Below are 25,767 nucleotides of genomic sequence, written 5' to 3'. Positions count from 1 at the left end.
ATCGGAAACCGACGGGTTACAGGGCTAGGCAATAGGCAATAGGCGGAAGGCAATCGGCAAAAGTAAGCCGCGAGTCGGTTTCCCGCTCTCGAAATCGCCCTAACCTTATCCTCGTCGGGCTATGCAAGCCCGACGTTAGGGGAGAAGTTTTCGCCGGGCTTCCTCCTGCCTCCTGTCTCCTCCGACCCCGATCGCCGCTTATCCCGGACGGGTTTCCAGATCCGCCTGTACCTTGATCCGGATCAAGACCGCGGTAATGTTGTCATGCCCGTTCTGTTGGTTCGCCAGTTCGATCAATTCCCGTACTCCCTCTTCTAAATTAGCCGACGAACTCAGTAGGGGAGAGAGATGGGTTTGCCAATTCTTCTCTATCAGTTCGTTATCGGATAACCCGTCGGAACAGAGGAGCAATAGCGTATCCTCCCGCACCTCGAAAATCCGGATATCCGGCTTGATGTAGTGATTGTCGTGGGGACCGAGAGCCTGGGTGAGTTGGTAAGCGTCCGGGCGAGAGTAGGCGATCGCGGCGGGAACTCCCTCCTGAATCGCCCGTTGTCCGACCTCGTGATCGACGGTTAACTGCTCCAATCCCCGGCGATTGATCTGGTAGATCCGACTATCGCCGACGTGGGCGATCGCCACGGTGGTATCGCGCACGAGGGTTAAAACGAGCGTCGTTCCCATGCGACCGCTCCCGTAAGACTCCTGAGCCTGATTCACCTGATAGAGTGTCTGGTTAGCCTGACGGATCCCCTCCTCGATCACGTCCTGCCCCGGCATTTTCTCGTCGGCGCGGGGGATGAAAAATTCCTGTAGGGTTTTCACGGCGAGCGACGAGGCGACCTCTCCCGACGCGTGACCGCCCATGCCATCGCAGACAATATATAAACCCCGTCCTCGGGTGTTCCGACTCCGATTGGTCTGCTGACGGGTGATCTCGCTATTGATGCCGAAACAATCCTCGTTGTGTCGTCGGGTTCGCCCGGTATCGGTCGCGCCCGCGTCCGCGAGGGTGAGTAAGCGCGTGGGCGCGATATCCGTGGCGTGCTCGTCCTCCTCGTCGGCGATGATCGAGGTGAGATCGGCAGTGCTGGGGCTGGTCGTTTCCTCGGTTTCCTCGATCGCCGCCGAACTCTCGTCGCTCATAAACTCGATCGATTCCTCGATCGCTTCCTGTAGGGCCAGCGCCTCCTCCTCCGGGAAATTCGCCTCCTCGTCGCCGAGTTCTTGCAGTTGTAGCCGCAGTTCGGTCACGCTTTCGATCTCGCCGGCGCGCAGACGTTCGAGAAACTGTCGCAGGGCGAAAACCAGCGGGTCCCGATCGCTCGGGAGGAAGTCTTTCCAGAGAACGGCGAGATCTCGGAGATCCGGCAGGGAATCGGGCAGATCGGCGATCAACTGTTGCACGCCGATCGCGCGATCCTCATCGACCCGGAGATTACTGTTCACCAGGACACTGCGACAACAACCCACGTCGGCTAGGGCTTTCCACAATTTGGCGATCTCGTCGAACCAATAGATTAACTGTAAGATCGGCGGGTTTTCCCGCTCGATCGTCTCGGATAGAGACGGCCAGGCCGAGCGATCGTCGAGCAGGATCACCTCCCGATTTCCTTCCTGCCAGGTATCGTGTACCTCGGGAACGGCCGGGTAGAAGTCCTTCAATCGTAAATAGGGAACGGCCGCTTTCGGGAGCCAGTCCGGAACCTCTTCCCCTTCGGCCCCGACGAGGCCGAGATCGGGAAGGCCCGAGCGATCTTCTAAGAAAACCTTCAGAACCGATTTTTGCAAGGGCTGGCAATCGAACACGCGGGCCTGTCGATCGGGAATTTCTTCCCCCGGCGAGGCCGGCGGTTTTTCCAGGCGATACCTCTGCCCGATGTCCAGATAGTCCGGCGCGCCGGGGGATAATTCCCCGGCCTCGGGATCGTCCCCGACGACGATCGCCCACCAGGTAAACCCGGTGAGCGCCCCGCACTTGTGACAGATCGCCTCGCTGAAGGGTACTTTCTCCCCGCACTCGTGACAGTGATGGAAAGTCAGGGATTCGCCACAATTTTGGCAGAAGAGGTTAGAGTTAGGGTTATCGAATTGACAGTGCGGGCAGACCAACATAGGCGATTCTCGGTTCCGGCGAAAAACAGCAGGGGGAATAGGGCGAGCGGAACGTTAGCGGGGCAAGAGCGAACGCTTCATTATATTTCTAGTATTCCCACATCGACCGGAAATATACCTTATAATTCTATCGATCGATCTATTTTTTCGCGGGAAAACTCCGATCCCGGCCCCTTCGCCCCTCGTTCCCCCCTCTCGCCAGCCCCGGCCGATCATCTGTTTTTTTCCCTCGATGACTATAATTGTGAAATCAATCGAGATAATTTCGCCGCGATATGCTTCCATCAGCGTTCCTGAATTCGATTTTCCTCGGCGCTTTCCTGCCCCTCGATAGCCTGCTCTCCACTCAGGGCATCATGGTTATGCTACTGGCCGCCTACGCGCTGGCCATGTGGATGTTCCTCACCAGCGCCCCGAAGGTACACACGATCATGGTGACGGATCTAGAGGTGGCGCGCCGGTTTTATGAAGGACTTTTAAATTTACCCGTGGCCGATGTTCCCCTACATTATTATTACAATTACGAGCAAGCTCTAGGAACGACGACCGTAGACCCGTTCTATCTCTCCGGCAATCCCGCCGCCACCACCGTTCGCTCGTCCGTCCCGGAACCCTCCGACGGCCTGTGGTATCAGTTGAAAAAAAACACGCAATTACACGTCGTCAGTGGCGCGACCCTCGGCTATAAAAACCGTCACCGTCACGTCTGTTTCGATCGCGATTGTCTCGAACAGATCCTTCTCCGCGTCGAATCCCGACGTTTGAAATATAAAATCCGTCAGGAGAAACCTCTGAATTTTCTCGTCAAAGACTCGGAAGAACGGGTGATCGAGATGTCCGAAGTGAAAAGTTAGATCTTTCGAGAGGGAGATGGGGGGATGGGGGAATTGTTCGGTGAAAAGAGAAAAAGCTTTCTTAATTTTTTCACCTTATACCCTTTCGCCTTTCTCATCCCCCTCATCTCCCGTTTTAAATACCGAACAGCCTACCGAGATTTCGCTCCGAAAAACGCTTTTTGACAAAAGTTTCCCGAAAGCGAGTTAAAAAATGTCCGATCGACTCCTCGAAATCGCGGTAATTTCTCTAGGGATCGTTATTGGAGTAGCTATCCTGATCGTCATCCTCGCTCGGTTAAAACGTTGGAATCAAAGGGTAAATCGTTTTGTCGGACAGTCGGAACTTATCGGCTTAACGGGAACCGTTCAAATTCCTTTCGATCGAAATAGCCAGGGAAAAGTTCGGGTGAAGGTTCGGGGAAATCTCCTCGATTTTACGGCGATCACCGAATCCGAAGATACTTTCGCGCCCGGAGAAACGGTATTAATTTTACAGTTGAAAGAAAATAAAGTCGTGGTCATTTCCGAGAAATATCTCAGAAGGGATAGTTAGAAATCTAGGCGCGCGAAAAATTCTCCACACTCACACGGAACACTTATGCGTTACAAACTTCTCGGTAATAGTGGTTTACGGGTTTCCGAGCTTTGTCTAGGAACGATGACGTTCGGGACGGATTGGGGATGGGGATCTTCGATCGAGGAAAGTCGATCGATCCTCGACGCGTTCGCGGTAGCCGGCGGGAATTTTCTCGATACCGCCAATCTCTACACCAACGGCACGAGCGAGAAATTTCTCGGGGAATTCATTCGAGGCGATCGAGAACGCTGGGTGATCGCCACCAAATACTCCCTTAACACCCGTTTAGGAGACGTGAACGCGTCCGGCAACCACCGAAAAAACCTCTTTCAATCCGTGGAAGCCAGTTTAAAACGTCTGGGAACCGATTACATCGATTTACTCTGGCTTCACGCCTGGGACTCCCTCACGCCGATCGACGAGGTGATCCGCTCGCTCGACGATCTGGTGCGGATGGGAAAAGTCTTCTACATCGGCATTTCCGACACTCCCGCGTGGGTAATCGCGCGCGCGAACACGATCGCCGAACTCCGCGGGTGGACTCCCTTTATCGGCCTACAGATCGAGTATTCCCTCAAACAACGCGCCCCCGAACGGGAATTATTACCGATGGCGAAAGCGTTCGATATCGGGGTGACAGCCTGGAGTCCCCTGGGGGGAGGCGTTTTAACCGGGAAATACAATCGATCGACTCCCGTGGACGGAAGGCTGAGTCAGCCGGATCTACCCTTCCAGATCCAGAATCGCGATCTGGAAATCGCCGGGGTAGTGCTAAAGATCGCGGGCGAGATCGATCGATCGCCGGCGCAAGTGGCGTTAAACTGGCTCAGACAGCGTTCTATCCCCACCATCCCGATTATCGGCGCGCGTAGCCTGTCCCAACTACAGGATAATCTAGCCTGTGTAGAATTCACCCTCACGGACGAACAGATCGATCGACTGGACGCGGTTAGCTCGATCGATCTCGGTTTCCCCCACGACTTTTTAGAAAGTCAATTCGTCCGGGATCTACTATTCGGAGGTTTCCAAGAACGGATCGATGCTTAAAGTCTTCGTCTACGGAACGCTCAAACCCGACGGGCGCTATCATTCGACCTACTGCGGGGACAAAGTGAGAGAATCCCTTCTCGCGTGTACCCGCGGCGAGTTATTCCATCTGGTCAAATTGGGCTATCCCGCCATGACCGAGGGCGATAATCTGGTAAAAGGCGTTCTCTTGACCTTTCACGATGAGTCCGTTCTGACCCGTCTGGACGAGTTGGAAGATTATCGATCGGATCGATCTCCCGATGAAAACGAGTACCAACGCCTAAAAATTCCCGTTTATACCCTTTCTGGGGAGTCTTTAGGCGATTTTTGGGGATATCGGATGAATCGCGACCGAATCGCCCTTCACGGGGGCGTTCCCGTACCTTCGGGATGGTGGACGGAATCCTCGTGGAGATAAAGGTCTCGCGAGCGGGACGGATGGAAAAACGCCGGCGAAGGGAGAGTAGATCTCGAAGCGCGATTCATTTTTGAATGTCTAAAAATTTCAAAAACTAGGATTGTACAAGATAAATCCGTATTTTCTGACATTTTTAGCCCTAAAAATCTTTACTCTTCCTCCTGACTCCTGACTCCTGACTCCTGACTCCTGACTCCCTAACCACACGACAATTTTTGAATTCCGCGAGAGGTTAAGTAGGGAATGTTAGAGCTATTGCTCGAACCGTTACAGTATAGTTTCATGCAGAGATCGTCGATCGAGGCGATTATCATCGGCATCATCTGCGCGGTCGTCGGGACCTATCTATTAGTACAGCGTCTCGCCCTGTTAGGAGACGCGATCGGTCATTCCGTCCTACCGGGATTGGCGATCGCCTTCCTCGGCAATTTTAATCTACTCATCGGCGCCCTGATCGCCGCCCTCTTCAGCACCCTACTGATCGACCTGATCCGCACCCGTTCCCCGATTAAAGAAGACGCGGCGATGGGCATCGTTTTCTCCGCCTTTTTCGCCCTCGGCATCACCCTGATCACCGTCATTCAAAAAGACAATAAAATCGACCTCAATCACTTTCTTTTCGGTAATATCCTCGGGGTTACTCCCGCGGATATCCGCGATACCCTGATTATCGCCGTTATCGTCCTCTTCACCGTCTTCGCTCTCTACAAAGAACTTCTCTTCCACACCTTCGATAAAGACGGGGCTAGAGCGGCGGGTTTACCGGTAAATTTACTCGATTTCGGCTTAATGACCCTGATCGCGCTAACGATCGTCGCCAGTCTCAAGGCTGTCGGCGTGATTCTCGTTCTCGCTCTCTTGATCACTCCCCCGGCGACCGCTTACCTACTCGTTCCCCGTCTGCATCAGGTGATGTTCGTCGGGGTGGGATTGGGAATTCTCGCCAGTATTAGCGGGATGTATTTCAGTTACTATTTCAATCTTCCCTCGGGACCGGCGATCGTTCTCGTCGCCTTCGGCCTGTTCCTGCTCGCGTTTCTCTTCAGTCCCGGCCAGGGGATCTTAACCCATCCGGCCGCGGGCGGCGATCGTCCCTCTCTCTGGTCCGAGATCAAAAATTTCTTAGCCCGTCGTTAGGGTAAAGGAGAGCGGATCACCTCGAAATCCCTCTCTTCTAGGGAGAGAATCAGCGGATCTCGATCGTGTTCCCAAGGATCGAGACGGATCAACCAGCGCCCGGTCGATTCCCTCGCTTCCACGATTCCCACTCGCCCCTCCGCGTAGTCGGGATACAGCACCCGCACCAAACTCCCGATCTCGATCATCCTCACGTTGTCTAGCATGATTAGGTTAAAAACAAGTTAATAATAAAGGAAAAGCCGTCAAAATTTTCCCGAAGGAAGATTTTCCGGTTATCGATAACCCGCGGGGATCAAAATCGGACAATTTCGAAATTTATAGCGATTTCCCTCCAAAATTCTCGAAATATCCCGATTCTATCCCTCTACTCCCGTGAAAATTCCGATCGACCGTCGGAAATCCCGCCCGAAAGGTAGTTTTCCGGACGATTTTTCGGGGGGATTTAGGTTAACAAGAGGTTAAGGATATAATAAATAGTAGAGATCATAATGTTGGGGGAGCTTGTCACGATGGAAAAAATCGATCGTTCGGCCAGAGAAAACTTTCTCTACCCTAGAGCGGGTTATTACGGGATGTTTACGCCAGAAAATCTTGTTTTTAACGCTAATTTACAGGAATTCTCCCAAAAGGTTGCCCTGATCTCCAGTTTACACACGGGCGGGAAACTATCGACCCCCGAAGCCTACGAGAGAATTCACGACCTCTGGCGCGGTCTCAAACACAGCAAGAAAGCGCTCCTGCCGCGAAAAAACGAGGGAACGCAAGAGGGGATCTAGCGGGCGATCGAGACCCCGACGCGATATAATGGATATCCCCGGACTCAGTTCAGCGATCGCTCGATCGAGAGTGAAAGCGCCTGAGTCTATCCTCGTGTTTATCAAGATAGTAGAGAAAATAGCCTTCTAACCACACGGGGCGAAGCGAGCGAACCCGCGCCCCGGCGATCGAGTACCGACTATAACCAACCATCGCCTGAATCTAGAATGAAGAATCCAGCAGATCAACGCTTCGATTACGTCAAAATCGGTCTCGCCTCCCCCGAAAGAATCCGGCAGTGGGGGGAAAGATCCCTGCCCAACGGTCAGGTAGTCGGCGAGGTAACGAAACCGGAAACCATTAACTATCGAACCTTAAAACCCGAGATGGACGGGCTATTCTGCGAGCGGATTTTCGGCCCGTCCAAAGATTGGGAATGTTGGTGCGGTAAATACAAGCGCGTCCGCCATCGCGGGATCGTCTGCGAGCGGTGCGGGGTAGAAGTGACGGAATCGCGCGTCCGTCGTCATCGCATGGGCTATATTAAACTCGCCGCTCCCGTGACCCACGTCTGGTATCTCAAGGGGATTCCCAGCTATCTCAGCATTCTTCTCGATATGCCCCTGCGCGACGTGGAGCAGATCGTTTACTTTAACGCTTACGTGGTTCTCAACCCCGGTAACGCGGGCAACCTCAGTTACAAACAACTCCTCAGCGAAGATCAGTGGCTGGAGATCGAGGAACAGATCTACGCGGAGGATTCCGAACTCTACGGCATCGAGGTGGGCATCGGAGCGGAAGCGATCCAGCGACTCCTCCAGGAAATCCCCCTAGAAGAAGAAGCCGAGAGATTACGCGAGGAAATCGTCGATAGTAAAGGTCAGAAACGGGCGAAACTGATTAAACGCCTCCGGGTGATCGATAACTTTGTCGCCACCGGATCGAAGCCGGATTGGATGGTTCTCGACGTGATTCCCGTCATCCCGCCGGATCTGCGCCCGATGGTGCAGTTAGACGGGGGACGTTTCGCCACCTCGGATTTGAACGATCTCTACCGTCGGGTCATCAACCGGAATAACCGCCTTTCCCGTCTGCAAGAAATCCTCGCCCCGGAAATTATCGTCCGTAACGAGAAACGGATGCTCCAGGAAGCCGTGGACGCGCTGATCGATAACGGTCGTCGCGGTCGGACGGTGGTAGGGGCTAATAACCGCGCCCTGAAGTCGCTATCGGACATTATCGAGGGTAAACAGGGTCGTTTCCGTCAGAACCTCCTCGGGAAACGGGTAGACTACTCGGGACGTTCGGTAATCGTCGTCGGGCCGAAGTTGAAGATCTACCAGTGCGGATTGCCGCGGGAAATGGCGATCGAACTGTTCCAGCCCTTCGTCATCCACCGTCTGATCAAACTAGGCATCGTCAACAACATCAAGGCCGCCAAGAAAATGATCCAACGCGGCGACCCGAACATCTGGAACGTTCTCGACGAGGTGATCACCGGACACCCGGTACTCCTCAACCGCGCCCCCACCCTGCACCGTCTGGGGATTCAGGCTTTCGAGCCGATTCTCGTGGATGGCCGGGCGATCCAACTGCACCCCCTCGTCTGTCCCGCGTTTAACGCCGACTTCGACGGAGACCAGATGGCGGTTCACATTCCCCTGTCCCTAGAAGCTCAGGCCGAGGCGCGCCTGTTAATGTTGGCCTGTCATAATATCCTATCGCCCGCGACCGGTCGCCCGATCGTCGCGCCGTCCCAGGATATGGTTCTCGGGTGTTACTACCTCACCGCGGACAATCCCCACGCGCAAAAAGGCGCGGGACGTTACTTCGGCAGTATGGAAGATGCCCTACGCGCCTTCGATCAGGGATTGGTGGATCTACACTCGCGAGTCTGGCTACGCTACGACGGCGAGGTGAAAACCCATAAACCGGATAACGAGGTACTGGAGACGGAAACCTTACCCGACGGCAGTGTGTGGAAATACTACCGGGAACGTAAGGTTCGCGAAAAAGATGGCGAGGTGATCTGCCAGTATGTCAATACCACGCCGGGTCGGATTATCTACAATAAAACGATCCAAGAAGTGCTGGTAGCCGGTTAAGAAGGCGGAAGGCAGGAGATGAGGGAGATGAAAGGGTAAAGGTGAAAGAATTAAAAAAGCTCTTTTCCCTTTACCCCGAAACATTCCCCCATCTCCCCACATTAATTCTCGATCGATTCAAACACCGGACAGTAACCTTCCGGCACGACTTTAAAACCGTAGAGAGGCGACGCGGGATTCCAACACCGTTGACTCTTGTAGTGGGAACAGATCCGACAGGAATCGATTTCCTCGATCGCTTTAGAAGTCCGCGCGTGACTCTCGCTCAATAACTCCCGTTGGGAAACGCCGCGGAGTAATAAATCTTCCCCCTGCCAGCGCGCCTCGACCAATCCCGTATCCGCGAAATGACTCCAGCGCGGGTCGCGGGCGATCGAGTCGGGTAACGTGATCGTGACGTGAGAATTTCCCTCGTTGATCTCTCCCTCGTAGTGTGTCAGCGCGGGTGGGGTGGGTTGGATAAAGCGATCGCCGACCGGTAATTCGACCAGCGTTCCCACCGCGGGAGAGTGTAATTGATAGCGATTCTGTAATTCTTCTAGACTGGTGAGATCCGCAAGATAAAGCGGCGAACCATGCACGAAAATAACGTGTTGTGGTCGTAAATTATGGATTAGTTGGGTGGTATTGCGACTATCGCTATGTTCGGCGAGTAGGTACGTCTCGATCGTCAGGAATCGCGAACGTTGATAGGTTTTCCAGCGCGCGCTTTCCGCGGGTAAACGATTCTGATAGTGTTCGGGGATCAGCAGTAACCACGATCGAGATCCCGCTAGATAGCGTTGTAAATTATCCAATCGATCGGTTAGGACGATCGCCGGCACATCCCCCCCGAGAGGTAAATCCTTATCCGTGAGCCGTCGCAAACGGGGACAGATGCGATCGTCCCAGAATAACGGCTGATGTTTGGCGAAATTCTGCACCGAAACGGGAAATCTCGGCAGGAGGTCGAGATAGATATCGCAGGCGGTCGCGATATTGCCCTCGACCCAGATATCGAGGTCGCGCCCGGTGAACTGGTGATGAGAGCGGAGAAGTTTGAGGATTTCCTGACCGGCCCCTAAAACGGGCGCGGGAAGGAGGACATTTTGCCCGGACGAGACCGCCTCGTGAATGCGGTTCATTAACTGCTTTTCCTGCTGGCGGCGATGGGGATGACGTTGGGTTCCGTAACTGCCCTCGATAATCAGCGCGTCCGGCGAGAGGCCGCGGAGACGATCGATCGACAGTCCCTCCACCAGTTGAAAATTCGACAGGGAGAAATCCCCCGTGTACATCACCCTGTAGGAGCGTTTCGGGGTTTTGTAGGTGAATAAAACCACCGCCGCGCCGGGGAGATGTCCCGCCGGGAAAATTTCTACGCTGAGATCGTCGAACAGTTCGATCGGTACTTGCCAGGGCCAACCCTGACAGAAATTCGGGATCTCTTCCCTCGAACCGAGCCAGTTCAGCGGTAAAAGGGAAACCGTCACCTCGCTGGCGTAAATCGGCAGTTGGGGATAGAGGCGATGGAGAGGGAGTAACCCCCGCGCGTGATCCGCGTGAGCGTGGCTACAGAAAACCAGATCGGCCGGCGATTTTTTCTCGATCGTCAGGGGGGTAATATCCGCCAACCCACAATCGAGCAGAATCCGGTAGGGGCCGATTTTGACCAGTAGACACACTCCCTCTCGATCGTGACCCACTCCGAAGGGCAAACAGGAGAGAAGGGATTTCGATTCCGGGATAATCGAGGAACGTTGATTCATGCAGACCCTGATAAGTACCGATCGACGCTAACCCTTAGTGGGCGGTTCCGTTGCCATCGTAGTTATCGGTATCGTAAAACCCGTTGCGCGTGCCGAAAAAGAGACAGGAAACGATGAATAAACCCGTCAGCACCACCAAGATCAGTTTGATATCCATACTATTGAAACAAGTTCTCGAATAAAGGTCTCTATCCCAATACTATAAGAAGTTTCAGAAACCGGTACGGGGGAGATGGGGGAGGTGAGGGGGATGGGGGGATGAGGAGATGGGGAGTGGGAAGTGGAAAATGGAAAATCAATAGAGAGAGAATCTAGTTTCGGGAAAAAATCGAGAGTTTCGAGAAAACTCCCTACTCCTCTCCCTACCCCTTACTCCTACCTCCTAACTATTTCCCGGCCGCGACTTCCACTTCCGGCAGGGGTTCGAGGGCTAGACGCGGGGAGAAAACGCCGCCGGAGAGACGTTTGAGCAGTTGGGGACGGGGATCGTGCAGGAGATAGATCAACTCGTCGCCGTCGCGCCATTCCTCGCTGGACGTGACCACTTGTAAGAGGTTGTCCCTTCGGAGGAGGAGGGGTAATAATTCTTCTCGATCGATTAATGTCTGTAATCGCGCTTGTTGTTCGACTAACTCATCACTTTTAAAAACGGTTTTGCCCAATTTAATCTGTCCGTCCTCGATGTAGCGGTTCCAGTCTTTCACCTGGAATCGATCGCCGAAAGCCTGATTTACCTTCGTCGGCGAGGGGGTGGAGGCTCCCGAAAAGACCGCCAGAACCCGCGGCGGGTGGAATTCCTCGGCGGCGCGTCGGGCGACCACGAGATTGACCTCGCCGTTGTTCGTCAGCGCCATAAACGTGCCGATCGATTCGATGCCGGCTTTCTGTAACACTTCCGGATCGAGGCCGCTACTCTGTACCACCGTGAGATCGTCGTTTTCCGCCCGTTGACAGGCGATCGGGTCGGTATCGATCAGGACCACCGATTCCCCCTGTTCCTGAAAGAGACGACCGAGCAGACGACCGAGGGGACTACAACCGACGATCACCGCTCCCGTCGCCGACGAGGAGGTGATCCGCAAAATCTCCGCCACCGGGCGCGCCGTCAATCCCTGAAGGAAAACCGTCATCCCGATCGTCAGGAAAACAAGCGCTTTAATCGAATCTCCCCCGTTAATCCCCTCTCTCGTGAGTAAAATGGCGAAAAGGGAAGCGACGGAAGCGGAAACGATTCCTCTAGGCGCTATCCAGGCGATAAAGAGTTTATGGCGCCAGGAAAGATCGCTATTGAGGGTACAGATGGCGATACTCAACGGACGCACCACGAACATCAACACCAACACCGCGAGGACACTGCCCCAACCGAGCGCGAACACGCTGGCGATCGAAAGATCCGCCGCGAGGAGGATGAAAAGTACCGAGACACAGAGCGTGGTTAATTGCCCTTTAAAACGCCGCAGGAGACGTTCATCGGGAAGGGCGGCCGCCCGCAGGACGATCCCGGCCATCACCACGGCCATTAACCCGGATTCGCTCCTACTAAACTGCGATAGGCCGAACAATCCCCATACTCCCGCCAGAACGACGAGATTTTTCAGTTCATCCGAGATAAAATCCGCTTTTTTCAGGAAAAAGCTTAAGAATAAGCCGCCCGCGATGCCGATCGCCGCCCCGACTCCCAAACGTAGGAAGAGACCGTTGACGACCTCCAGCGCGCTGGCCTGACGGTTAACGATGGTGTTGAGAACGACGACGGCTAGAATCGCGCCGACGGGATCGATTAACACGCCCTCGCCTTCTAATAGGGTAGCGACGCGTCGATCGACCGAAACCTGCTTGAGTAACGGCCCCACCACCGTCGGCCCGGTGACGACCACCAGGGAAGCGTAGAGAAAGGCGATCGGCCAGGGGAATTCCGCCAGCCAGTGGGCCGCCATGCCTCCCCCGACGAGGGTGATCGAGGTTCCCAGGGTGACGAGATCGCGTAAACTGCCGGATACCCGGCCCAATTCCCGGCCGCTTAAATTCAAACCGCCATCGAACAGGATAATCGCCACCGATAGAGCGACGAGAACCTCTAGACCGATACCGAGACTTTGGGGGTGGAGGATATCTAACCCGTCGCTCCCGAGCGCGATGCCGAAAACGAGTAGGAAAACGATGCTAGGAACTTTCCAGAATTCCGCGATGACTTGAGCGGTAATCCCCGCTAAAACGGTGATCACGATTTGCAGGGTTAGCGCGAAAGATTCATCCATAGCGTGGGGAGAAACGGAATATCACCGAAGGGGTCGCGGCGATCGAGCTTGACCGTCGATACGATCGCTTTCGAGAAAATACTACGGTTAAACTAGGAAAAATTGCCGACCGGCGCGAAGGTTCGAGCGTTCGCCGGGTCTTGAAGTCGAGCGGTATTTCCGCCGATCGATCGACTCCGAAACTTTTTCCCGATAACCGGACGAGCGCTCGATAGTGAGATTATAGGAAAGGTCACGGCTAACTTCATCCTTAGACTCTAGAGAGACGGGTTTTCGGAAAAACGATCGAAATCTTATAAAAACTAAAATCTTGGCGATATCGGCGATCGAAGCGTTGAGAATCGAGAGGACGAGAGATACAATTACCATCAGGTTAACTCGAAGGGCTATGAATCGTCAAACGTTCACTTGGGGACATCCCGGTTATAAACTCCGCCAACGCGAGGACTTTCAAGAGATTCTCTCTTTGGTGGGGTTATTGTTCGGGGCGTTGCTCCTTTATACGGTCGGATTGGGAAATCTGCCCTTACGGGATTGGGATGAAGGCACGATCGGCCGGGTGGCGATCGAGATCTCGCGCTCCGGTCTCGACTCGTTCCGCTGGTTATTTCCCACCCTCTGGGACGATCCCTATCTCAATAAACCGCCCCTGATCCATAGCCTGATCGCGGTTCTCTATCACTTTTTCGGGGTTCACGAGTGGACGACCCGACTGCCGAGCGCGTTTTTATCCGCGCTTTCGGTTCCCCTACTATATCTGCTCGGACGGGAGATCTTTCCCGGCCGATCGAGCGCCCTTCTCTCGGCGTTAGTGTATCTAACCCTTCTCCCGGTCGTCCGTCACGGTCGATTGGCCATGTTGGACGGGGGGGTGTTATGTTTTGAAATCCTGATGATCCTCGGTATCCTGCGATCGAGGCGCGATCTGCGCTGGTCGCTGGGCGCGGGGTTGGGCTTCAGCCTCCTCTGTCTGACCAAGGGAATCATGGGGCTTCTGCTCGCGGCGATCGGTTTTCTCTTCCTGCTCTGGGACACGCCGCGGTTATTAACCTCGGCCTATTTCTGGTTGGGCTGGTTTCTGGGCGCGACCCCGGCGATCGCCTGGTACGTGGCTCAATTCTTGCATTACGATCGGGAATTCCTCGATTCTCTCCTCGCCCAACAGCTAAAACGCGTCGGCGCCTCCCTCGACAATCACCGACAACCTTTCTGGTATTACCTGTTAGAAATTCTTAAATATAGCTTGCCCTGGTTAATGTTCTCGATCTGGGGGTTCCGATTAGCCCGGCTCGATTACCGCTACAGTTGGGCGAAGTTGCTGATCGTGTGGGGCGGGGTGTATCTGGTGGCCGTTTCGCTGATGTCTACCAAACTTCCCTGGTATATCCTGCCGATCTATCCCGTTCTCGCCCTGGCCGCCGGTCACGCCCTCGATCGAGTTCGCAATTTTCCCATCGATCGACCCTATAGCCCGATCTGGGGGTTTTTGTTGGGAGCTATCGCCGTGATCGCGGGAGGGGCGGGATTGGCTATCTATCTCGATTGGCCGTTGGATTTACTGCCTCCCATCGATCCCCTCGCCCCCTTAACCCTGGCGGCGCTCTCCCTGACCACGGCGACGGCGGCACTGCTCGTCGCCCGTCGATCGGAACAGTTCATCCCGGTTTTACTCTGGGGAATGTATGTCTCGCTGTTCATTTTTGTCAGTTCTCCCTACTGGATCTGGGAGTTGAACGAGGCTTTTCCCGTCAAACCGGTGGCGGGTTTAATTCAAAAATACGTTCCCGCCGATCGCCCCGTTTACATGGCTTTCGAGTACGAGCGTCCCTCGTTAAATTTCTATAGCGATCGACGGGTTTTCCCGCTCTCGGAACCGGCATTACTCGACCACTGGCGGGAGACTCCCCATCCCTATCTACTGGTCGATCGGCCGACCCGCAAGCGACCCGAATACGAGAGAGCCAGGGTCTTGGGGAAGACGGATAAGATCTCCGGGAATGCCGGATCGGAATGGTTCCTGATCACGAAATAATCGGGGCGGGGAAACCCGTCCCGATTCCCTCGGATCGCGGGCTACTCTTCCTCGTCGGCCACGCCCACCTGTTTGAGATGAATGTGTTTGCGCCCCAGGGTGATCTCGAATTCATCGCCCGGTTTTAAACCCATTTTCTTGGTGTACGCCGAACCGATCAAGAGGTTATTGTTCGATTGGACGCTAATGCGATAGCTGGCGGAGCGCCCGCCGCGACCCTGACCGTTAGAACTGCTATCGAGGTCGATTCCCTCCGCGTCGATTAACGCGTTGAGAAATTTCATCATGTTGACGCGCTCGATCCCGTTCTTCGTCAAGGTATAGTAGCCACATTCCCGGGCTTTTTCTTCTTTGCTGAGACTGCCTAGCTGTCTAACTTTTTCCAGTAGTTCGGCTCCGGTTAACGGTTCGGGTTGAGAGGTTTTAGTCATTTACGTTTTCAAAAAATAAGTGATGGTTAGGGTTGATAAGGCTGTCGGCGGGGCAGGACTTCCCCCGTCCACAAACCATTCGGTTACGATTGGTTATAACCTTATCTTACACGGGAAAAGCGATAGTTCGCACTTGGTTAGCTAAAATAATTGTAATCAGTCGCGGACGATCTATCGAGACAAATCGGGGAGAAATTTACAAATGTTCGTTTTTTATTCTGTCGCGGCGCTCGGGGACGATCTTTTCTCAACAGGGAGTCTCGAACATCTCTCCGATCGCCGCCGGGACGGGGGAGAATGAAACTAACAACGCGGGGTCATTATAGCGTGAAAGCTTTGTTAGATCTCAGTTTACAACCGAGATACGGGCCGGTATCGGTAAAATCGATCGCGACCCGTCAAGATATCCCCGCTCCCTATCTAGAGAAATTACTGATAGAAATGCGGCGCGCGGGACTGGTTCGTTCGCTCAGAGGTTCTCGGGGTGGCTATCAGTTAGCCCGTCCCCCGTCCCGGATCTCGTTGGGGCAAATTTTCGAGGCGGTCGGCGAATCGATCGAGCCATTATCCGGCTATCATCCCAGTCTCGAACAAGCGGAAGATTGGGTAACTTTCACCCTCTGGAAACGTTTACACGAGAAAATGAAAGAGGTTCTGGCGAGTATCACCCTAGCGGATCTCTACTACGATGCCCGTAGCTGGACAGCCGCGATGGGAGAGGAAACCAGCTTTATTGTCTAATCGTTAGCGAATCATGACTATCTCGATCGACTCGAATCTTTACGAGGGAGGATGTCATTGCGGGGCGATCCGTTTTCGGGTTCGCGTCGCGACTCCCAAAGCGATCGACTGTAACTGCTCGATCTGCCGGAAAAAAGGCTTTCTCCATCTGATCGTTCCCGCCGAAGAATTCACCCTGCTTTCGGGAGAGGAGAGTCTAAGTACCTATACCTTTAATACCGGTATCGCCCGCCATTACTTCTGTCGCGTGTGCGGGATTCATTCTTTCTACCGTCCCCGTTCCCATCCCGACGGGATCGATGTCAACGTTCGCTGTCTGGACGGGGATGTTTCGGGCGATTTCGAGATCGAGTTCTTCGACGGGGCCAACTGGGAGGAGAATATCGAGAAAATCCGGCGTATCGATGGGGAAAAGGGAGTATCGTGAACGGTTTACCATCGGCGATCGTCCTGGTTTTCGCCGCCGGTTTCGATTACCTGATCGGCGATCCCCGCGGGTGGATTCATCCGGTAAGCGTGATGGGTCGGGCGATCGATCTCTTCCGAAAGTTCGCGCTATCGGCGCTGGAAAAACCCCCGCCCCGACGGATCGCGGGCGCGCTCGCGGGCGCGGGATTAATTATCGGGAGCGGGACTCTTTCCTGGCTAACGTTTCGATGGTTGACCGCGCTTTCTCCCGCGGTGAGTATCCCCCTTCAGATCGTCCTCCTAGCCAGTTGTTTCGCGGCGAAAAGTTTGCGGGACGCGTCGATCGATGTCCTCGTTCCTTTACGAGACGACGATCTCGATCTCGCCCGTTCCCGATTAAGTCTATACGTCGGTCGCGATACGGAAAATCTATCGGAAGGGGAAATTCTTCGGGCTGTTTTAGAAACGGTTAGCGAGAACGCGGTGGACGGTGTGACCGCGCCGCTTTTTTACGCTCTTCTCGGCGCGTTTATCGGGATCGGGCCGGTTCCCCTGGCGATCGCCTATAAAGCCTCCAGTACCCTCGATTCGATGCTCGGCTACCTTCGGGAACCCTATCGCGATATCGGCTGGTTTAGCGCGAGAACCGAGGATTATCTGACCTGGCTTCCCTGCCGTTTAACCGTCCTCACCCTGGCGCTACTTTCCGGCAGACCCCGATCGATCCTCGCTCTCTGCCGTCGTGATGCCCCTCGCGATCCCAGTCCCAATTCCGGCTGGAGCGAGTGTGTCTACGCCGCGATTTTAGGCGTGCGTTTGGGGGGAAAAAATTCCTATCGGGGAGTTATCACCGAAAAACCGTTCCTCGGTGACGATATTTATTCCATTACTTCCGAAAAGATCTATCAAGCTCTCGATTTAACCCGTCGCTGTTTTTTGCTCTGGTTGACGCTCTCGATCGTTTTTCTCGTTTTGTTAGAAGCGTTCAGCTTTCAGTCTTCAGCGTTCGGCTTCGGCTTTTCTGCCGCTACCGGTTGACCGAAAACCAACGGGTTACAAGCCTATTGAGAGGGGAAAAGTTTTTGAAAGGAGTCCGAGCTTCCTTCCTGCCTCCTGCCTCCTGACTCCTGACTCCTGACTCCTGACTCCTGCCTCCTGCCTCCTCCTACCCCGATCGATTAGCGTCCCGTATTCAATCGCTTTTCTAACCGACGGCCGGCGATCGACATCGAATAGCAGAAAATCCAGTAAATCAGGGCGACAAACAGGTAAACCTCGGCGTAACGGCCGACGAATTTCGGGTTGGCGAGAATCGATCCCGCCATCCCGAGTAAGTCGACCAAACCGACGATCGCCAGTAGCGAGGTATCCTTAAACAAACTGATAAATTGACCGACGATCGCCGGAATAACCGCTTTTAACGCTTGCGGCAGGACGATCAGGAATAAGACGAGGATCGGGTTCAATCCTAGCGCTCTGGCCGCCTCGATCTGGCCGCGGGGGATCGACTGTAACCCACCCCGGACATTTTCCGCGAGGTACGCGGCCGCGAAGATCGTGAAACCCGCGATCGCCCGTACCACCCGATCGGGCCGTACCGTACTCGGTAAAATTAACGGGAGCATGACCTGCGCGAGAAAAAGAATCCCGATCAAGGGCAAACCGCGGACGATCTCGATATAAGCGGTAGATAACCAGCGGATCGCGGGTAATTCGCTCTGTCTTCCCAGCGCGAGGAGAATTCCGAAGGGAAAACACAGGGCGATACTCGACACGGACACCACGATCGTTAATACTAACCCGCTCAGATCGTCGATCGAGACCGGTTCCAGCGCGAATCCCCCCAGAAGTAACCACCAGATCGGGAAAAAAGCCCCGATCCAGAGGAATCCTAACCAGGGCTTGAATTTCTGCCAGAAACGGGGAAAGCGATCGAGCGAAATTCCGAGGGAAAAAACACCGAGAACGAGAATTATCGCGATAATCACGCCGATCCGCCACGATAACGCTTCCGGATAGCGACCGACGAAAAATAACCGTAAATTATCGCCGATTACCGCCCACCGCGCTCGCGTGAACGCCCAGACGAGAAAATTCCGGCCGAACCAAGATATCGCCAAGAGGCTGACGACGGTTAAAATGGCGTTATACCAAGTGTTAAAAAGGTTTTTTTTCAACCAGAGTAGTCCCATATCGCGTTTTGCCCCGTGAGCGGTCTTGAGAGTACAGCGGTCGGCAAAAGGGAAAGATACCGCGCGCCATCCCCGAAACGCGATAAATTTCCGTTAAATTGACAATAGTGCGAGGTGAACCCTAAAAGTACAATCGTTCTATAATAGAGGCTAGGCTTTTGATCGATTCTGGAGACAGGGGGATGGGGGAGGTGAGGGAGGTGAGGGGGATAATAAACTCTATTCTGTTTTCTGACTCCTAACTCCTGACTCCTGACTCCTGACTCCTGACTCCTTCCCTCCTTCCCTCCTTCTCTCCTGCCTCCCGGCTCCTGCCCCCTAGTAACTATCCATCGCGAGAAAAGTCATGAACAGTTGCATTTTAATGGCCAAGATCGTCCGTCGTCCCGAATTACGGTATACCCAGGATAATCAAACCGCTTACACCCAGATGTTAGTCGAGTTTGAAGGATCGCGCCCCGAAGATCCGCCGGCAACGTTACGCGCGGTCGCCTGGGGAAATCTGGCCTCGGAAGTGGCGGAAAGTTATAGCGAGGGAGATCGGGTGGTCCTCGAAGGTCGTCTCTCGATGCAGTTATTCGATCGACCGGAAGGGTTCAAGGAAAAACGCGGGGAGTTGGTGATCTCGCGTCTCTACCGTCTCGACGGAGCGGTAACGGGAGGCGAAAAAGCGGCACCCGCGAGAGATAATGTGGTTCCCCTGACCCCCCGCGCGACGAAAGCCCCCGCGCCGGCTAAAAAAGACGATAACGGAGATTTCGAATACGATTCCTCCTACGAGCTTTCCAATCCTCCCCTACAGCCGGTCGGCGATTCGATCGAGGAAAATCTCGACGATATTCCCTTTTAAAAGCCTTGACAAATTTTACTGAATATGTATAAGGCTTAAAGCGAAAAGCGTCCCGGTGCAGGCGGTACCGATGCCGAACATGAGCGATCGGGCGATCGGGATATTGGTAATGTAGAACAGGGAGAACAGGACACGGGCGACGACGAAGGCGATGGCGCAGGCGATCGCCAGATTGTCCGTAACCCCCGTGACATAGGCCATCAAAGCGGCGGCGGCGTACACCATAAAGGCTTCAAAGGAATTCTGGTGCGCCCAGGTCGCCCGTTTGCCGTAGTCGGGTAATTTCTCGAATAACGCTCTCGGGGCGGCGGTATCGTAACCGACCCGCGCGCGCGCGTAGCCGACGACGAGAAAGGGCAGGTAAATGGAAATGGCCGCCCCGACCACCGAGTAGAGCAGGATCGCGCCGACGGATAAATTCATATTTTTAAGCGAAATTAATCGAAATAAAATAAGGTGACGAGTTTTCGCTGGTCTTCCGCTTCCGCGCAGGTTTGTAAGAGGGTCTGGCTGTCGTGGAAGGCGAAACAGATCAACTGCTGACACCGGTTGATGATCTCCCGGTTGCAGAGAGTACTCGCTTCCCCGAGGGAGAGGTGATCGTTTTCCGGACACTCGACGAGGTGGATCACCCGTTGCAGTTGCTCCTGGGACTCGCGGGGCTGTCGATCGAGACTCTGGGGCAGGATCACGGTGAGCAGGTTAGGATCGGCGCGCATCGCCCCTTTAATGACGGCGGAATTCGTTCCCGTTGCCCCGGAGGTCATAACGCGATTACCCCCCAGCACGAGCGCGTAACTCATCATCTCGATCAGTTGCTGGTGGGTGATCGGAACGTGGCGCGATCCGAGGAGGGCGATCCGTTTGGAACCGGTTTGCTGGATGGCGGCAAGTTCTTGGGCGAGGGTATCTAGGGTGTTGGTGGTATCTACAGATTGACTCAAAGACTTTTTCGCTAATTCGGGCTGATGAACCGTTCGCTATTGTAGCAAAAATGTGACCGCGCGACGGGAATAAACCTTCGGTCTCCGGGGTCGCCGGCCGTTTCGGGGTTGTGTCGGAAAAAATTTTTTCGCGGGATCGATCGGATCGTCCCGATCGTGCTACGATAATAAATCGTGACTAGGACATCACGGACGTATAGCTCAGTTGGTTAGAGTACATCGTTGACATCGATGGGGTCACTGGTTCGAATCCAGTTACGTCCATAACTAAAAACCGATTTTCCGATCGCTCGCGGTCTATCGATGCCGATCGCCCTTATCGCGGGGTTTTTGACCGCGGAACCGGCTTTTCTCGCGGGTGTGGGAGATCCGGGAGCGATCGCCCCCGCCCCGCCCAAAAGCCTCGCCCCGGAGATCCGCGCGTCTGTCGCTATACGATCGGGAGGGGTAGCGAGGCGGTTAAGGAGTCAGGAGTTAGGAGTAGGAATACAGGATAATACCCTCTAAAAATCGACAGTTAATCGATTTATCTTGAATAAATTGAAATTTTTCTCTTTTACATCCTTTGATTGCATTTTGTAACTAACCGGTTGACACATGGGACAAAGCCTTAAGTTAACACCAATGACAAGGATTGACCCCTTACGGGCGGGGAACTCGCGTTTTATACGCTGATAGATCGATTTTTCTGGCTTTTTTTCTAGGTTTGTTGCATTTTTTGCCCGATTTTCGGTTCGGTTCCGGCGAGGAGTCGTTGAATATTGCCCCGGTGACGGACGATCACGTAAGTCCCGGCGAGCAGGGAGAATAATAGATAAGGCAGGGGTCGATCGAGTAGGAACATGAGCAGATTGACGACGATCGCCCCGGTAATCGACCCCAACGACACGATCCGGAAAATCGCCAACATCACCAGAAAACTCCCCAGGGTTCCCAGGGCGACGATCGGACTCATCACCAAGAGAACCCCTAAACTGGTAGCCACCGATTTTCCGCCGCTAAAGTTCAAAAAGACCGATTTACTATGCCCGATCACCGCGCCGATTCCCGCGAGGACGATTAACCAATCCCGCCAATTTTCGGGAACCGGATTCGCGTCGAGGAGGAATAATCCCCGCGCGAGAGCGATCGCCGCCATTCCTTTCAACATATCGACGAGTAAAACCGTCGCGCCCGCCTTTTTGCCCAGCGTTCTCAACACGTTCGTCGCGCCGGTCGATCCGGAACCGTACTCGCGAATATCGATGCCTTTAAAGTATTTGCCGATTAAATACCCGGTGGGAATCGAACCGAGAAGATAGGACACGAGAAACAGGACGATACTGACGGCGATCGGGACAAGCATGGGAACCGGAGAAAAGGACTATTCACCCCGGATTATAAAGGGTGACGCGACAGGGGACAACGCGCGCGGGTCTCCGCTGGAGATTTTCGATCGAACAAGAGCGATCGTTCACTAGGCTTCCTGCAAAAGTAAGAATCGAAAGTTTAATTCAACTAGAAACTTACGATTTAAAGAATAAAAGCACGAAAAATTCACGCCTGATACTTTTACGCTCTCTTTAGTTCTCCTTTTTCCTCCTGACTCCTGACTCCTGGCTCCCGTCCCAACCAGACATTTTTGATTTTTGCAGGAGGTTTACTCGTTCATATTTTTTAAGGTCGCGACCGCGGAGGGAGAAATTTGATTGAGATAGCGGAAAATCCAATATTTGAAAACGGTATCGAGAATGACGGGAAAGGTAGCGATGAAGAGAAAGATCGCGCTCCGATTGGCAGGTAATCCGAAATGGCCGGCGAATCCTTCTAAAACCACTTCCCAACCGTGGGGAGAGTGGAAACCGACGAAAATATCGGTTAATAGGATCAGGATAAAAGCTTTGGCGCTATCGCTTAAGCCGTAAATGACTTCGCCGAGGAAATTTTTGGTGGCGACGACTCCCGATCGATCGAGGAAAATGACGGTGGTGAAGGCGACTAGACCGACGAGATCGGCGAGGATATTACTGATCGCGGAATTACTTTGATGGCGGAATTTCTCGGCGATTTTCTCGACTTTTTCCGCCACTTTTTTTTCTTTTTCCTCTGCCTCGATCGCCGGGGTTTTGTGGAGTAGGCGATCGAAGTTCATTTCCTCCTCGAAAGCCTGTAACTCTTTCATCGCTTCTTCCTTCATCTCCACGTTGATAAAGACGGGAGTTTCGGGATTCGATCGATATTTTTCAACGGTGGGTAAAATCCATAAATCTTTCGAGGCTTTTTGAGCGAGAAGCGGGATTATTATTAATAGTAACATAAATCGAATCGCCCGTCTAGTATTGCGGCGAGAGTTGCGGAACTGTCGGAGTATTTCCTCTTCTTGTTTCGGGTTCATATCACCTTGAATCTTTTGTAAGGTGCGCCCGATCGAGCGGGGTAAAACTCCCGTTTTTCGCGTTGTCGGGGTTACTTTTTCGGGTTCGATCGCTCGCGAGTCGATGGTGATCGTCGGTTTTTCGGAAACGGGAACGGTCGCGACCACGATCGCGTTCTCGTTTTCCCGATAGCCGGCGATCGTTTCATCGATAAATTGTACTTTCTCTCGAAAATCGTATTTTAGATCGGGAAATAATAAACGGCTGGTTTTGAATTCCGCGAGTTTCATGCGGATAATTCCCAACTCTTTACGAACGTCGGTCTGAAAACAATCGATCAGGTTCGAGCTAGAGCGATCGATCGTTAACGGTACTCTCTTTCCGTTAAAATGTTCCGTCTCGATCGAGCGAATTTTTACGGCGGAACGATAGGCTCGCTCTAACGCTCTCTCTGGCGTTTCCTGAAACCACTTTTTCCCGGAATAAATCACGTTTTCTAGAGATAGAGAACGATTATTTAAAGATGTCTTCATGACTGTATCGAAGTGAAAATAAAATCAATTCGGTTGGAGATGGGCGAGAGGGTTGGGAACGGGGAAAGATTCGGTTTGCAAAAGAACGTAGCGATTTTCCCTCGCGTCGTAGGTGAAGATTTTACCGGTCTCGATCTCGTAATACCAAGCGTGGAGGGAGAGTTTCCCGCTATGGAGTTTCGATCGGATCACCGGATAGGTCTCTAAATTCTCGATCTGGGTGAGAATATTTTCCTCGATCGCGACCCGTAATAATTTCTCGCCGTCGTATTCGGAATAATTATCGAGGAGGAGACGACGGGTAGATTCGGCATTCTGTTTTAACCACCCGTAGACGAGGGGCATTTTCTCGGTCAACTCCCCCAGTTGTAAGAGACCTTTCATACTGCCACAATGGGAGTGTCCGCAGACGATAATATGCTTAATATCGAGCGCGGAAACCGCGTATTCTATTCCCGCTCCCTCGCTTCCGTTGGGACTACCGTAGGACGGAATAATATTTCCCAAGTTACGGATAATAAAGAGTTCTCCCGGCTGGGTTTGGGTGAGAAGATTGGGATCGATTCTGGAATCGGAACAGGTAATAAAAAGAATTTCCGGACTCTGACCTCTAGAGAGTTGATGGAACATTTCCTCGTGGGAGGAAAAGTAATTATTTTGAAACTCGTTATGTCCGTGAATGATCCGTTTAATAGGCATGACAGAAGGATTGGCGACCATAACTTTTGAATAGGTGGGGACTTCCCACCCGATTAATTAGTGATTGAGCCAGCGCGCGTCGGTGACAACTAGAATTCCCCCGGCTTTTTTCAGAAGCGGTTGAATTTTATCCACCAGTCGATCGAGTTGTTCCTCGTCACTACAAACGGTCATAATATAGTTACCGCTGTAATCGCAATCGAGATCGTCGCAGGATAAACCCCGATCGCCTTTTCCGCGAGTATTCTCTAAGACCGTGTAACCGGATACCCCGATCGTGTCTAGAATTTGTAAGGTTTCCGGCAGAAACGAGTGGCTAACGATGATGTCTACCTTTTTAACCGTTTTGAGTAGAGAGTTTCGAGTTTCGAGCATGATAGTCAGTTCGGTACAATGTTGGGCTTTGTCTCGATCGAGAGCGAGAAATCATTAGTAAACTGGCAATAACGCGAATGTGGAACCGCTAGAGTAGCGCCGATCGATAGAAATGGGGATAGCGATCGAAGACGGGATTCAAAAAGACAGAAAGCTAGTTATTTCTCAGGGGCGATCGAATTTCGGCGATCGCTATACCCCGCATCCGATTAATTTGATAATTTCCAAATACAGCGGGATACCGACGATAATATTGAACGGGAAAGTAAGGGCTAAAGCCATCGAGACATATAGGCTAGGATTCGCTTCGGGAACTGTCATCCGCATCGCCGCGGGAACCGCGATATAAGACGCGCTCGCGCACAACACCGCGAACAATAACGAGTTGCCCTCCTCGAATCCGAGAACTTTGGCGATGAGAATCCCGATCATCGCGTTCAGGACGGGCATGATAATCGAGAAACCGATCAGGAAAGAACCGGTTTTCCGGAGTTCTCGGATTCTTTTGGCCGCGACTAAACCCATATCCAGCAGGAAGAAAGTTAACGCGCCGTAAAAAATCCCCTGGGTGAACGGTTGTAATTTCTCCCAACCTTTTTCCCCGGTTAATATTCCGACGACCACGCTACCGACGAGTAGGAATACGGAACCGTTTAAAAACGCCTCGTGCATAACCTTAGACCAGGAGAAACCGTCGTCTTTTTCCTTGTCTTTCGCGCCGAATACCCGCACGAGAATTAAGCCGACAATAATCGCGGGGGATTCCATCAGCGCCAGCGCGGCAACCATGTGACCCCCGTAGGTGATATGGAGTTTTTCGAGGAAAGAACTCGCGGTGATAAAAGTAACGGCGCTGATGGAACCGTAGGCCGCCGCGATCGCGGCCGCGTTGGCGTTATCGAGTTTGAGTTTGAGAATAAAGAAGCTATAGACCGGGACGATACAGGCCATGAGAATGGCGGCGATCAGGGTTAACGCGATACTCGTATTGATACCGCTTTTCGCCAGTTCGTAACCGCCTTTAAAACCGATCGCCAGGAGGAGATAGAGAGAGAAAAGCTTCGGTAACGGTTGGGGAATTTCTAGATCGGATTTTAAGAAAACCGCCAGCATTCCCAGGAAGAAAAAGAGAACGGGAGGGTTGAGAATATTGAAAAGAATTAGGCTTCCATCCATAAATACGCTTGTATCTACTTATGTCAATTGTTACGATTCGTTGTTTAGAA

General features: G+C 53.2%; 29 protein-coding genes and 1 tRNA gene. 14 read left to right on the top strand and 16 right to left on the bottom strand.

Annotated features, from left to right (window positions below; all coding sequences use genetic code 11):
• Positions 1–198: 198 nt before the first annotated feature.
• Positions 199–2,115 carry a serine/threonine phosphatase gene (locus tag V0288_RS12870; RefSeq protein ID WP_332865510.1) on the bottom strand — a complete coding sequence of 639 codons (1,917 nt, stop codon included), beginning with the start codon at positions 2,113–2,115 and terminating at the stop codon, positions 199–201.
• Positions 2,116–2,390: 275 nt separating this feature from the next.
• Here V0288_RS12870 and V0288_RS12865 point away from each other — a divergent pair, with 275 nt between their 5' ends.
• The 5 genes from V0288_RS12865 (at position 2,391) to V0288_RS12845 (ending at position 6,112) form a co-directional block, all read left to right on the top strand.
• Positions 2,391–2,969: a glyoxalase-like domain protein gene (locus V0288_RS12865; protein ID WP_332865509.1), complete on the top strand. Its 579-nt coding sequence runs from the start codon at positions 2,391–2,393 to the stop codon at positions 2,967–2,969.
• A gap of 193 nt (positions 2,970–3,162) precedes the next feature.
• Positions 3,163–3,504, top strand: a complete 342-nt coding sequence (locus V0288_RS12860; protein WP_332865508.1) for an NfeD family protein — start codon at positions 3,163–3,165, stop codon at positions 3,502–3,504.
• Between the two features lie 45 nt (positions 3,505–3,549).
• Positions 3,550–4,575: an aldo/keto reductase gene (locus tag V0288_RS12855; protein WP_332865507.1), complete on the top strand. Its 1,026-nt coding sequence runs from the start codon at positions 3,550–3,552 to the stop codon at positions 4,573–4,575.
• Positions 4,568–4,975, top strand: a complete 408-nt coding sequence (locus tag V0288_RS12850) for a gamma-glutamylcyclotransferase family protein (RefSeq protein WP_332865506.1) — start codon at positions 4,568–4,570, stop codon at positions 4,973–4,975. Before V0288_RS12855 ends, V0288_RS12850 begins: the two co-directional genes overlap by 8 nt.
• Before the next feature lie 243 nt (positions 4,976–5,218).
• The gene (locus V0288_RS12845; protein ID WP_332865505.1) at positions 5,219–6,112 is read left to right on the top strand and encodes a metal ABC transporter permease; all 894 of its coding nucleotides are present in this window, start codon (positions 5,219–5,221) and stop codon (positions 6,110–6,112) included.
• Here V0288_RS12845 and V0288_RS12840 read toward each other — a convergent pair.
• Positions 6,109–6,318 carry a hypothetical protein gene (locus V0288_RS12840; protein ID WP_332865504.1) on the bottom strand — a complete coding sequence of 70 codons (210 nt, stop codon included), beginning with the start codon at positions 6,316–6,318 and terminating at the stop codon, positions 6,109–6,111. The genes V0288_RS12845 and V0288_RS12840 overlap by 4 nt on opposite strands.
• A 306-nt stretch (positions 6,319–6,624) precedes the next feature.
• Here V0288_RS12840 and V0288_RS12835 point away from each other — a divergent pair, with 306 nt between their 5' ends.
• On the top strand, positions 6,625–6,891 hold the full coding sequence (locus V0288_RS12835; RefSeq protein WP_332865503.1) for a DUF7219 family protein: 267 nt from the start codon (positions 6,625–6,627) through the stop codon (positions 6,889–6,891).
• Positions 6,892–6,940: 49 nt separating this feature from the next.
• Here the strand turns inward: V0288_RS12835 and V0288_RS12830 are convergent, their stop codons facing one another.
• The gene (locus tag V0288_RS12830) at positions 6,941–7,084 is read right to left on the bottom strand and encodes a hypothetical protein (protein WP_332865502.1); all 144 of its coding nucleotides are present in this window, start codon (positions 7,082–7,084) and stop codon (positions 6,941–6,943) included.
• Between the two features lie 14 nt (positions 7,085–7,098).
• Between V0288_RS12830 and V0288_RS12825 the strand changes: the two genes are divergently transcribed.
• Positions 7,099–8,976 (top strand): DNA-directed RNA polymerase subunit gamma, encoded by a 1,878-nt coding sequence (locus V0288_RS12825; protein WP_332865501.1) that lies wholly within the window; start codon positions 7,099–7,101, stop codon positions 8,974–8,976.
• Positions 8,977–9,077: 101 nt separating this feature from the next.
• On the opposite strand, the gene V0288_RS12820 is transcribed toward V0288_RS12825, so the two are convergent.
• The 4 genes from V0288_RS12820 to V0288_RS12805 form a co-directional block, all read right to left on the bottom strand.
• The gene (locus V0288_RS12820; RefSeq protein WP_332865500.1) at positions 9,078–10,724 is read right to left on the bottom strand and encodes an MBL fold metallo-hydrolase; all 1,647 of its coding nucleotides are present in this window, start codon (positions 10,722–10,724) and stop codon (positions 9,078–9,080) included.
• Between the two features lie 34 nt (positions 10,725–10,758).
• On the bottom strand, positions 10,759–10,881 hold the full coding sequence (locus tag V0288_RS12815) for a hypothetical protein (protein WP_332865499.1): 123 nt from the start codon (positions 10,879–10,881) through the stop codon (positions 10,759–10,761).
• A gap of 229 nt (positions 10,882–11,110) precedes the next feature.
• Entirely contained in the window at positions 11,111–12,982 is a 1,872-nt protein-coding gene (locus tag V0288_RS12810; RefSeq protein ID WP_332865498.1) for a cation:proton antiporter, read from the bottom strand.
• 87 nt (positions 12,983–13,069) lie between these two features.
• Positions 13,070–13,351, bottom strand: a complete 282-nt coding sequence (locus tag V0288_RS12805; protein ID WP_332865497.1) for a hypothetical protein — start codon at positions 13,349–13,351, stop codon at positions 13,070–13,072.
• Between the two features lie 19 nt (positions 13,352–13,370).
• Between V0288_RS12805 and V0288_RS12800 the strand changes: the two genes are divergently transcribed.
• The gene (locus V0288_RS12800) at positions 13,371–15,014 is read left to right on the top strand and encodes an ArnT family glycosyltransferase (RefSeq protein ID WP_332865496.1); all 1,644 of its coding nucleotides are present in this window, start codon (positions 13,371–13,373) and stop codon (positions 15,012–15,014) included.
• A 41-nt stretch (positions 15,015–15,055) separates the two neighbouring features.
• On the opposite strand, the gene V0288_RS12795 is transcribed toward V0288_RS12800, so the two are convergent.
• Complete coding sequence (locus V0288_RS12795) at positions 15,056–15,445, bottom strand: AbrB family transcriptional regulator (RefSeq protein WP_332865495.1); 390 nt, start codon at positions 15,443–15,445, stop codon at positions 15,056–15,058.
• 297 nt (positions 15,446–15,742) lie between these two features.
• Between V0288_RS12795 and V0288_RS12790 the strand changes: the two genes are divergently transcribed.
• Genes V0288_RS12790 through cbiB form a run of 3 tightly spaced genes read left to right on the top strand, consistent with a single transcriptional unit; the run spans position 15,743 to position 17,632 of the window.
• Positions 15,743–16,186, top strand: coding sequence for an Rrf2 family transcriptional regulator (locus tag V0288_RS12790; protein WP_332865494.1), 444 nt, complete (start codon positions 15,743–15,745; stop codon positions 16,184–16,186).
• Between the two features lie 13 nt (positions 16,187–16,199).
• Positions 16,200–16,613, top strand: coding sequence for a GFA family protein (locus tag V0288_RS12785; protein WP_332865493.1), 414 nt, complete (start codon positions 16,200–16,202; stop codon positions 16,611–16,613).
• Positions 16,610–17,632 (top strand): adenosylcobinamide-phosphate synthase CbiB, encoded by a 1,023-nt coding sequence (gene cbiB / locus V0288_RS12780; protein WP_332865492.1) that lies wholly within the window; start codon positions 16,610–16,612, stop codon positions 17,630–17,632. Before V0288_RS12785 ends, cbiB begins: the two co-directional genes overlap by 4 nt.
• A 140-nt stretch (positions 17,633–17,772) precedes the next feature.
• Here the strand turns inward: cbiB and V0288_RS12775 are convergent, their stop codons facing one another.
• On the bottom strand, positions 17,773–18,786 hold the full coding sequence (locus V0288_RS12775; RefSeq protein WP_332865491.1) for an amino acid ABC transporter permease: 1,014 nt from the start codon (positions 18,784–18,786) through the stop codon (positions 17,773–17,775).
• A 346-nt stretch (positions 18,787–19,132) separates the two neighbouring features.
• On the opposite strand from V0288_RS12775, the gene V0288_RS12770 reads away from it, so the two are divergent.
• Positions 19,133–19,636 carry a single-stranded DNA-binding protein gene (locus V0288_RS12770; RefSeq protein WP_332865490.1) on the top strand — a complete coding sequence of 168 codons (504 nt, stop codon included), beginning with the start codon at positions 19,133–19,135 and terminating at the stop codon, positions 19,634–19,636.
• 15 nt (positions 19,637–19,651) lie between these two features.
• On the opposite strand, the gene V0288_RS12765 is transcribed toward V0288_RS12770, so the two are convergent.
• Complete coding sequence (locus V0288_RS12765) at positions 19,652–20,059, bottom strand: MAPEG family protein (protein ID WP_332865489.1); 408 nt, start codon at positions 20,057–20,059, stop codon at positions 19,652–19,654.
• A gap of 14 nt (positions 20,060–20,073) precedes the next feature.
• Positions 20,074–20,580 carry a DNA recombination-mediator protein A gene (locus tag V0288_RS12760; RefSeq protein WP_332865488.1) on the bottom strand — a complete coding sequence of 169 codons (507 nt, stop codon included), beginning with the start codon at positions 20,578–20,580 and terminating at the stop codon, positions 20,074–20,076.
• A 190-nt stretch (positions 20,581–20,770) separates the two neighbouring features.
• On the opposite strand from V0288_RS12760, the gene V0288_RS12755 reads away from it, so the two are divergent.
• A tRNA-Val gene (locus V0288_RS12755) sits at positions 20,771–20,844 on the top strand.
• Between the two features lie 39 nt (positions 20,845–20,883).
• Positions 20,884–21,087 (top strand): hypothetical protein, encoded by a 204-nt coding sequence (locus V0288_RS12750; RefSeq protein ID WP_332865487.1) that lies wholly within the window; start codon positions 20,884–20,886, stop codon positions 21,085–21,087.
• Between the two features lie 193 nt (positions 21,088–21,280).
• On the opposite strand, the gene plsY is transcribed toward V0288_RS12750, so the two are convergent.
• The 5 genes from plsY to V0288_RS12725 all read right to left on the bottom strand — a co-directional run bounded on the left by plsY (position 21,281) and on the right by V0288_RS12725 (position 25,717).
• Positions 21,281–21,925: a glycerol-3-phosphate 1-O-acyltransferase PlsY gene (gene plsY, locus V0288_RS12745; protein ID WP_332865486.1), complete on the bottom strand. Its 645-nt coding sequence runs from the start codon at positions 21,923–21,925 to the stop codon at positions 21,281–21,283.
• Between the two features lie 294 nt (positions 21,926–22,219).
• A complete protein-coding gene (locus tag V0288_RS12740) occupies positions 22,220–23,467 on the bottom strand; it encodes a proton extrusion protein PcxA (protein WP_332865485.1) in 1,248 nt (415 codons plus the stop codon).
• 24 nt (positions 23,468–23,491) lie between these two features.
• Positions 23,492–24,166 (bottom strand): carbonic anhydrase, encoded by a 675-nt coding sequence (locus V0288_RS12735; RefSeq protein WP_332865484.1) that lies wholly within the window; start codon positions 24,164–24,166, stop codon positions 23,492–23,494.
• Between the two features lie 57 nt (positions 24,167–24,223).
• Positions 24,224–24,541: a P-II family nitrogen regulator gene (locus V0288_RS12730; protein ID WP_332865483.1), complete on the bottom strand. Its 318-nt coding sequence runs from the start codon at positions 24,539–24,541 to the stop codon at positions 24,224–24,226.
• 192 nt (positions 24,542–24,733) lie between these two features.
• Entirely contained in the window at positions 24,734–25,717 is a 984-nt protein-coding gene (locus V0288_RS12725; RefSeq protein ID WP_332865482.1) for a sodium-dependent bicarbonate transport family permease, read from the bottom strand.
• Positions 25,718–25,767 lie beyond the last annotated feature (50 nt).

This window comes from Pannus brasiliensis CCIBt3594 (genome assembly GCF_036688125.1).
GTDB classification, from domain to species: domain Bacteria; phylum Cyanobacteriota; class Cyanobacteriia; order Cyanobacteriales; family Microcystaceae; genus Pannus; species Pannus brasiliensis.
The sequence above is the reverse complement of the archived record's forward strand: the minus strand, read 5'-3'. Positions and strand labels throughout refer to the sequence as shown.

Bases quoted from the DNA above. Each gene is read 5' to 3' on its own strand.
- V0288_RS12870 (WP_332865510.1), bottom strand. From the start codon at position 2,115: ATGTTGGTCTGCCCGCACTGTCAATTCGATAACCCTAACTCTAACCTC.
- V0288_RS12865 (WP_332865509.1), top strand. From the start codon at position 2,391: ATGCTTCCATCAGCGTTCCTGAATTCGATTTTCCTCGGCGCTTTCCTG.
- V0288_RS12860 (WP_332865508.1), top strand. From the start codon at position 3,163: ATGTCCGATCGACTCCTCGAAATCGCGGTAATTTCTCTAGGGATCGTT.
- V0288_RS12855 (WP_332865507.1), top strand. From the start codon at position 3,550: ATGCGTTACAAACTTCTCGGTAATAGTGGTTTACGGGTTTCCGAGCTT.
- V0288_RS12850 (WP_332865506.1), top strand. From the start codon at position 4,568: ATGCTTAAAGTCTTCGTCTACGGAACGCTCAAACCCGACGGGCGCTAT.
- V0288_RS12845 (WP_332865505.1), top strand. From the start codon at position 5,219: ATGTTAGAGCTATTGCTCGAACCGTTACAGTATAGTTTCATGCAGAGA.
- V0288_RS12840 (WP_332865504.1), bottom strand. From the start codon at position 6,318: ATGCTAGACAACGTGAGGATGATCGAGATCGGGAGTTTGGTGCGGGTG.
- V0288_RS12835 (WP_332865503.1), top strand. From the start codon at position 6,625: ATGGAAAAAATCGATCGTTCGGCCAGAGAAAACTTTCTCTACCCTAGA.
- V0288_RS12830 (WP_332865502.1), bottom strand. From the start codon at position 7,084: ATGGTTGGTTATAGTCGGTACTCGATCGCCGGGGCGCGGGTTCGCTCG.
- V0288_RS12825 (WP_332865501.1), top strand. From the start codon at position 7,099: ATGAAGAATCCAGCAGATCAACGCTTCGATTACGTCAAAATCGGTCTC.
- V0288_RS12820 (WP_332865500.1), bottom strand. From the start codon at position 10,724: ATGAATCAACGTTCCTCGATTATCCCGGAATCGAAATCCCTTCTCTCC.
- V0288_RS12815 (WP_332865499.1), bottom strand. From the start codon at position 10,881: ATGGATATCAAACTGATCTTGGTGGTGCTGACGGGTTTATTCATCGTT.
- V0288_RS12810 (WP_332865498.1), bottom strand. From the start codon at position 12,982: ATGGATGAATCTTTCGCGCTAACCCTGCAAATCGTGATCACCGTTTTA.
- V0288_RS12805 (WP_332865497.1), bottom strand. From the start codon at position 13,351: ATGGTAATTGTATCTCTCGTCCTCTCGATTCTCAACGCTTCGATCGCC.
- V0288_RS12800 (WP_332865496.1), top strand. From the start codon at position 13,371: ATGAATCGTCAAACGTTCACTTGGGGACATCCCGGTTATAAACTCCGC.
- V0288_RS12795 (WP_332865495.1), bottom strand. From the start codon at position 15,445: ATGACTAAAACCTCTCAACCCGAACCGTTAACCGGAGCCGAACTACTG.
- V0288_RS12790 (WP_332865494.1), top strand. From the start codon at position 15,743: ATGAAACTAACAACGCGGGGTCATTATAGCGTGAAAGCTTTGTTAGAT.
- V0288_RS12785 (WP_332865493.1), top strand. From the start codon at position 16,200: ATGACTATCTCGATCGACTCGAATCTTTACGAGGGAGGATGTCATTGC.
- V0288_RS12775 (WP_332865491.1), bottom strand. From the start codon at position 18,786: ATGGGACTACTCTGGTTGAAAAAAAACCTTTTTAACACTTGGTATAAC.
- V0288_RS12770 (WP_332865490.1), top strand. From the start codon at position 19,133: ATGAACAGTTGCATTTTAATGGCCAAGATCGTCCGTCGTCCCGAATTA.
- V0288_RS12765 (WP_332865489.1), bottom strand. From the start codon at position 20,059: ATGAATTTATCCGTCGGCGCGATCCTGCTCTACTCGGTGGTCGGGGCG.
- V0288_RS12750 (WP_332865487.1), top strand. From the start codon at position 20,884: ATGCCGATCGCCCTTATCGCGGGGTTTTTGACCGCGGAACCGGCTTTT.
- plsY (WP_332865486.1), bottom strand. From the start codon at position 21,925: ATGCTTGTCCCGATCGCCGTCAGTATCGTCCTGTTTCTCGTGTCCTAT.
- V0288_RS12740 (WP_332865485.1), bottom strand. From the start codon at position 23,467: ATGAAGACATCTTTAAATAATCGTTCTCTATCTCTAGAAAACGTGATT.
- V0288_RS12735 (WP_332865484.1), bottom strand. From the start codon at position 24,166: ATGCCTATTAAACGGATCATTCACGGACATAACGAGTTTCAAAATAAT.
- V0288_RS12730 (WP_332865483.1), bottom strand. From the start codon at position 24,541: ATGCTCGAAACTCGAAACTCTCTACTCAAAACGGTTAAAAAGGTAGAC.
- V0288_RS12725 (WP_332865482.1), bottom strand. From the start codon at position 25,717: ATGGATGGAAGCCTAATTCTTTTCAATATTCTCAACCCTCCCGTTCTC.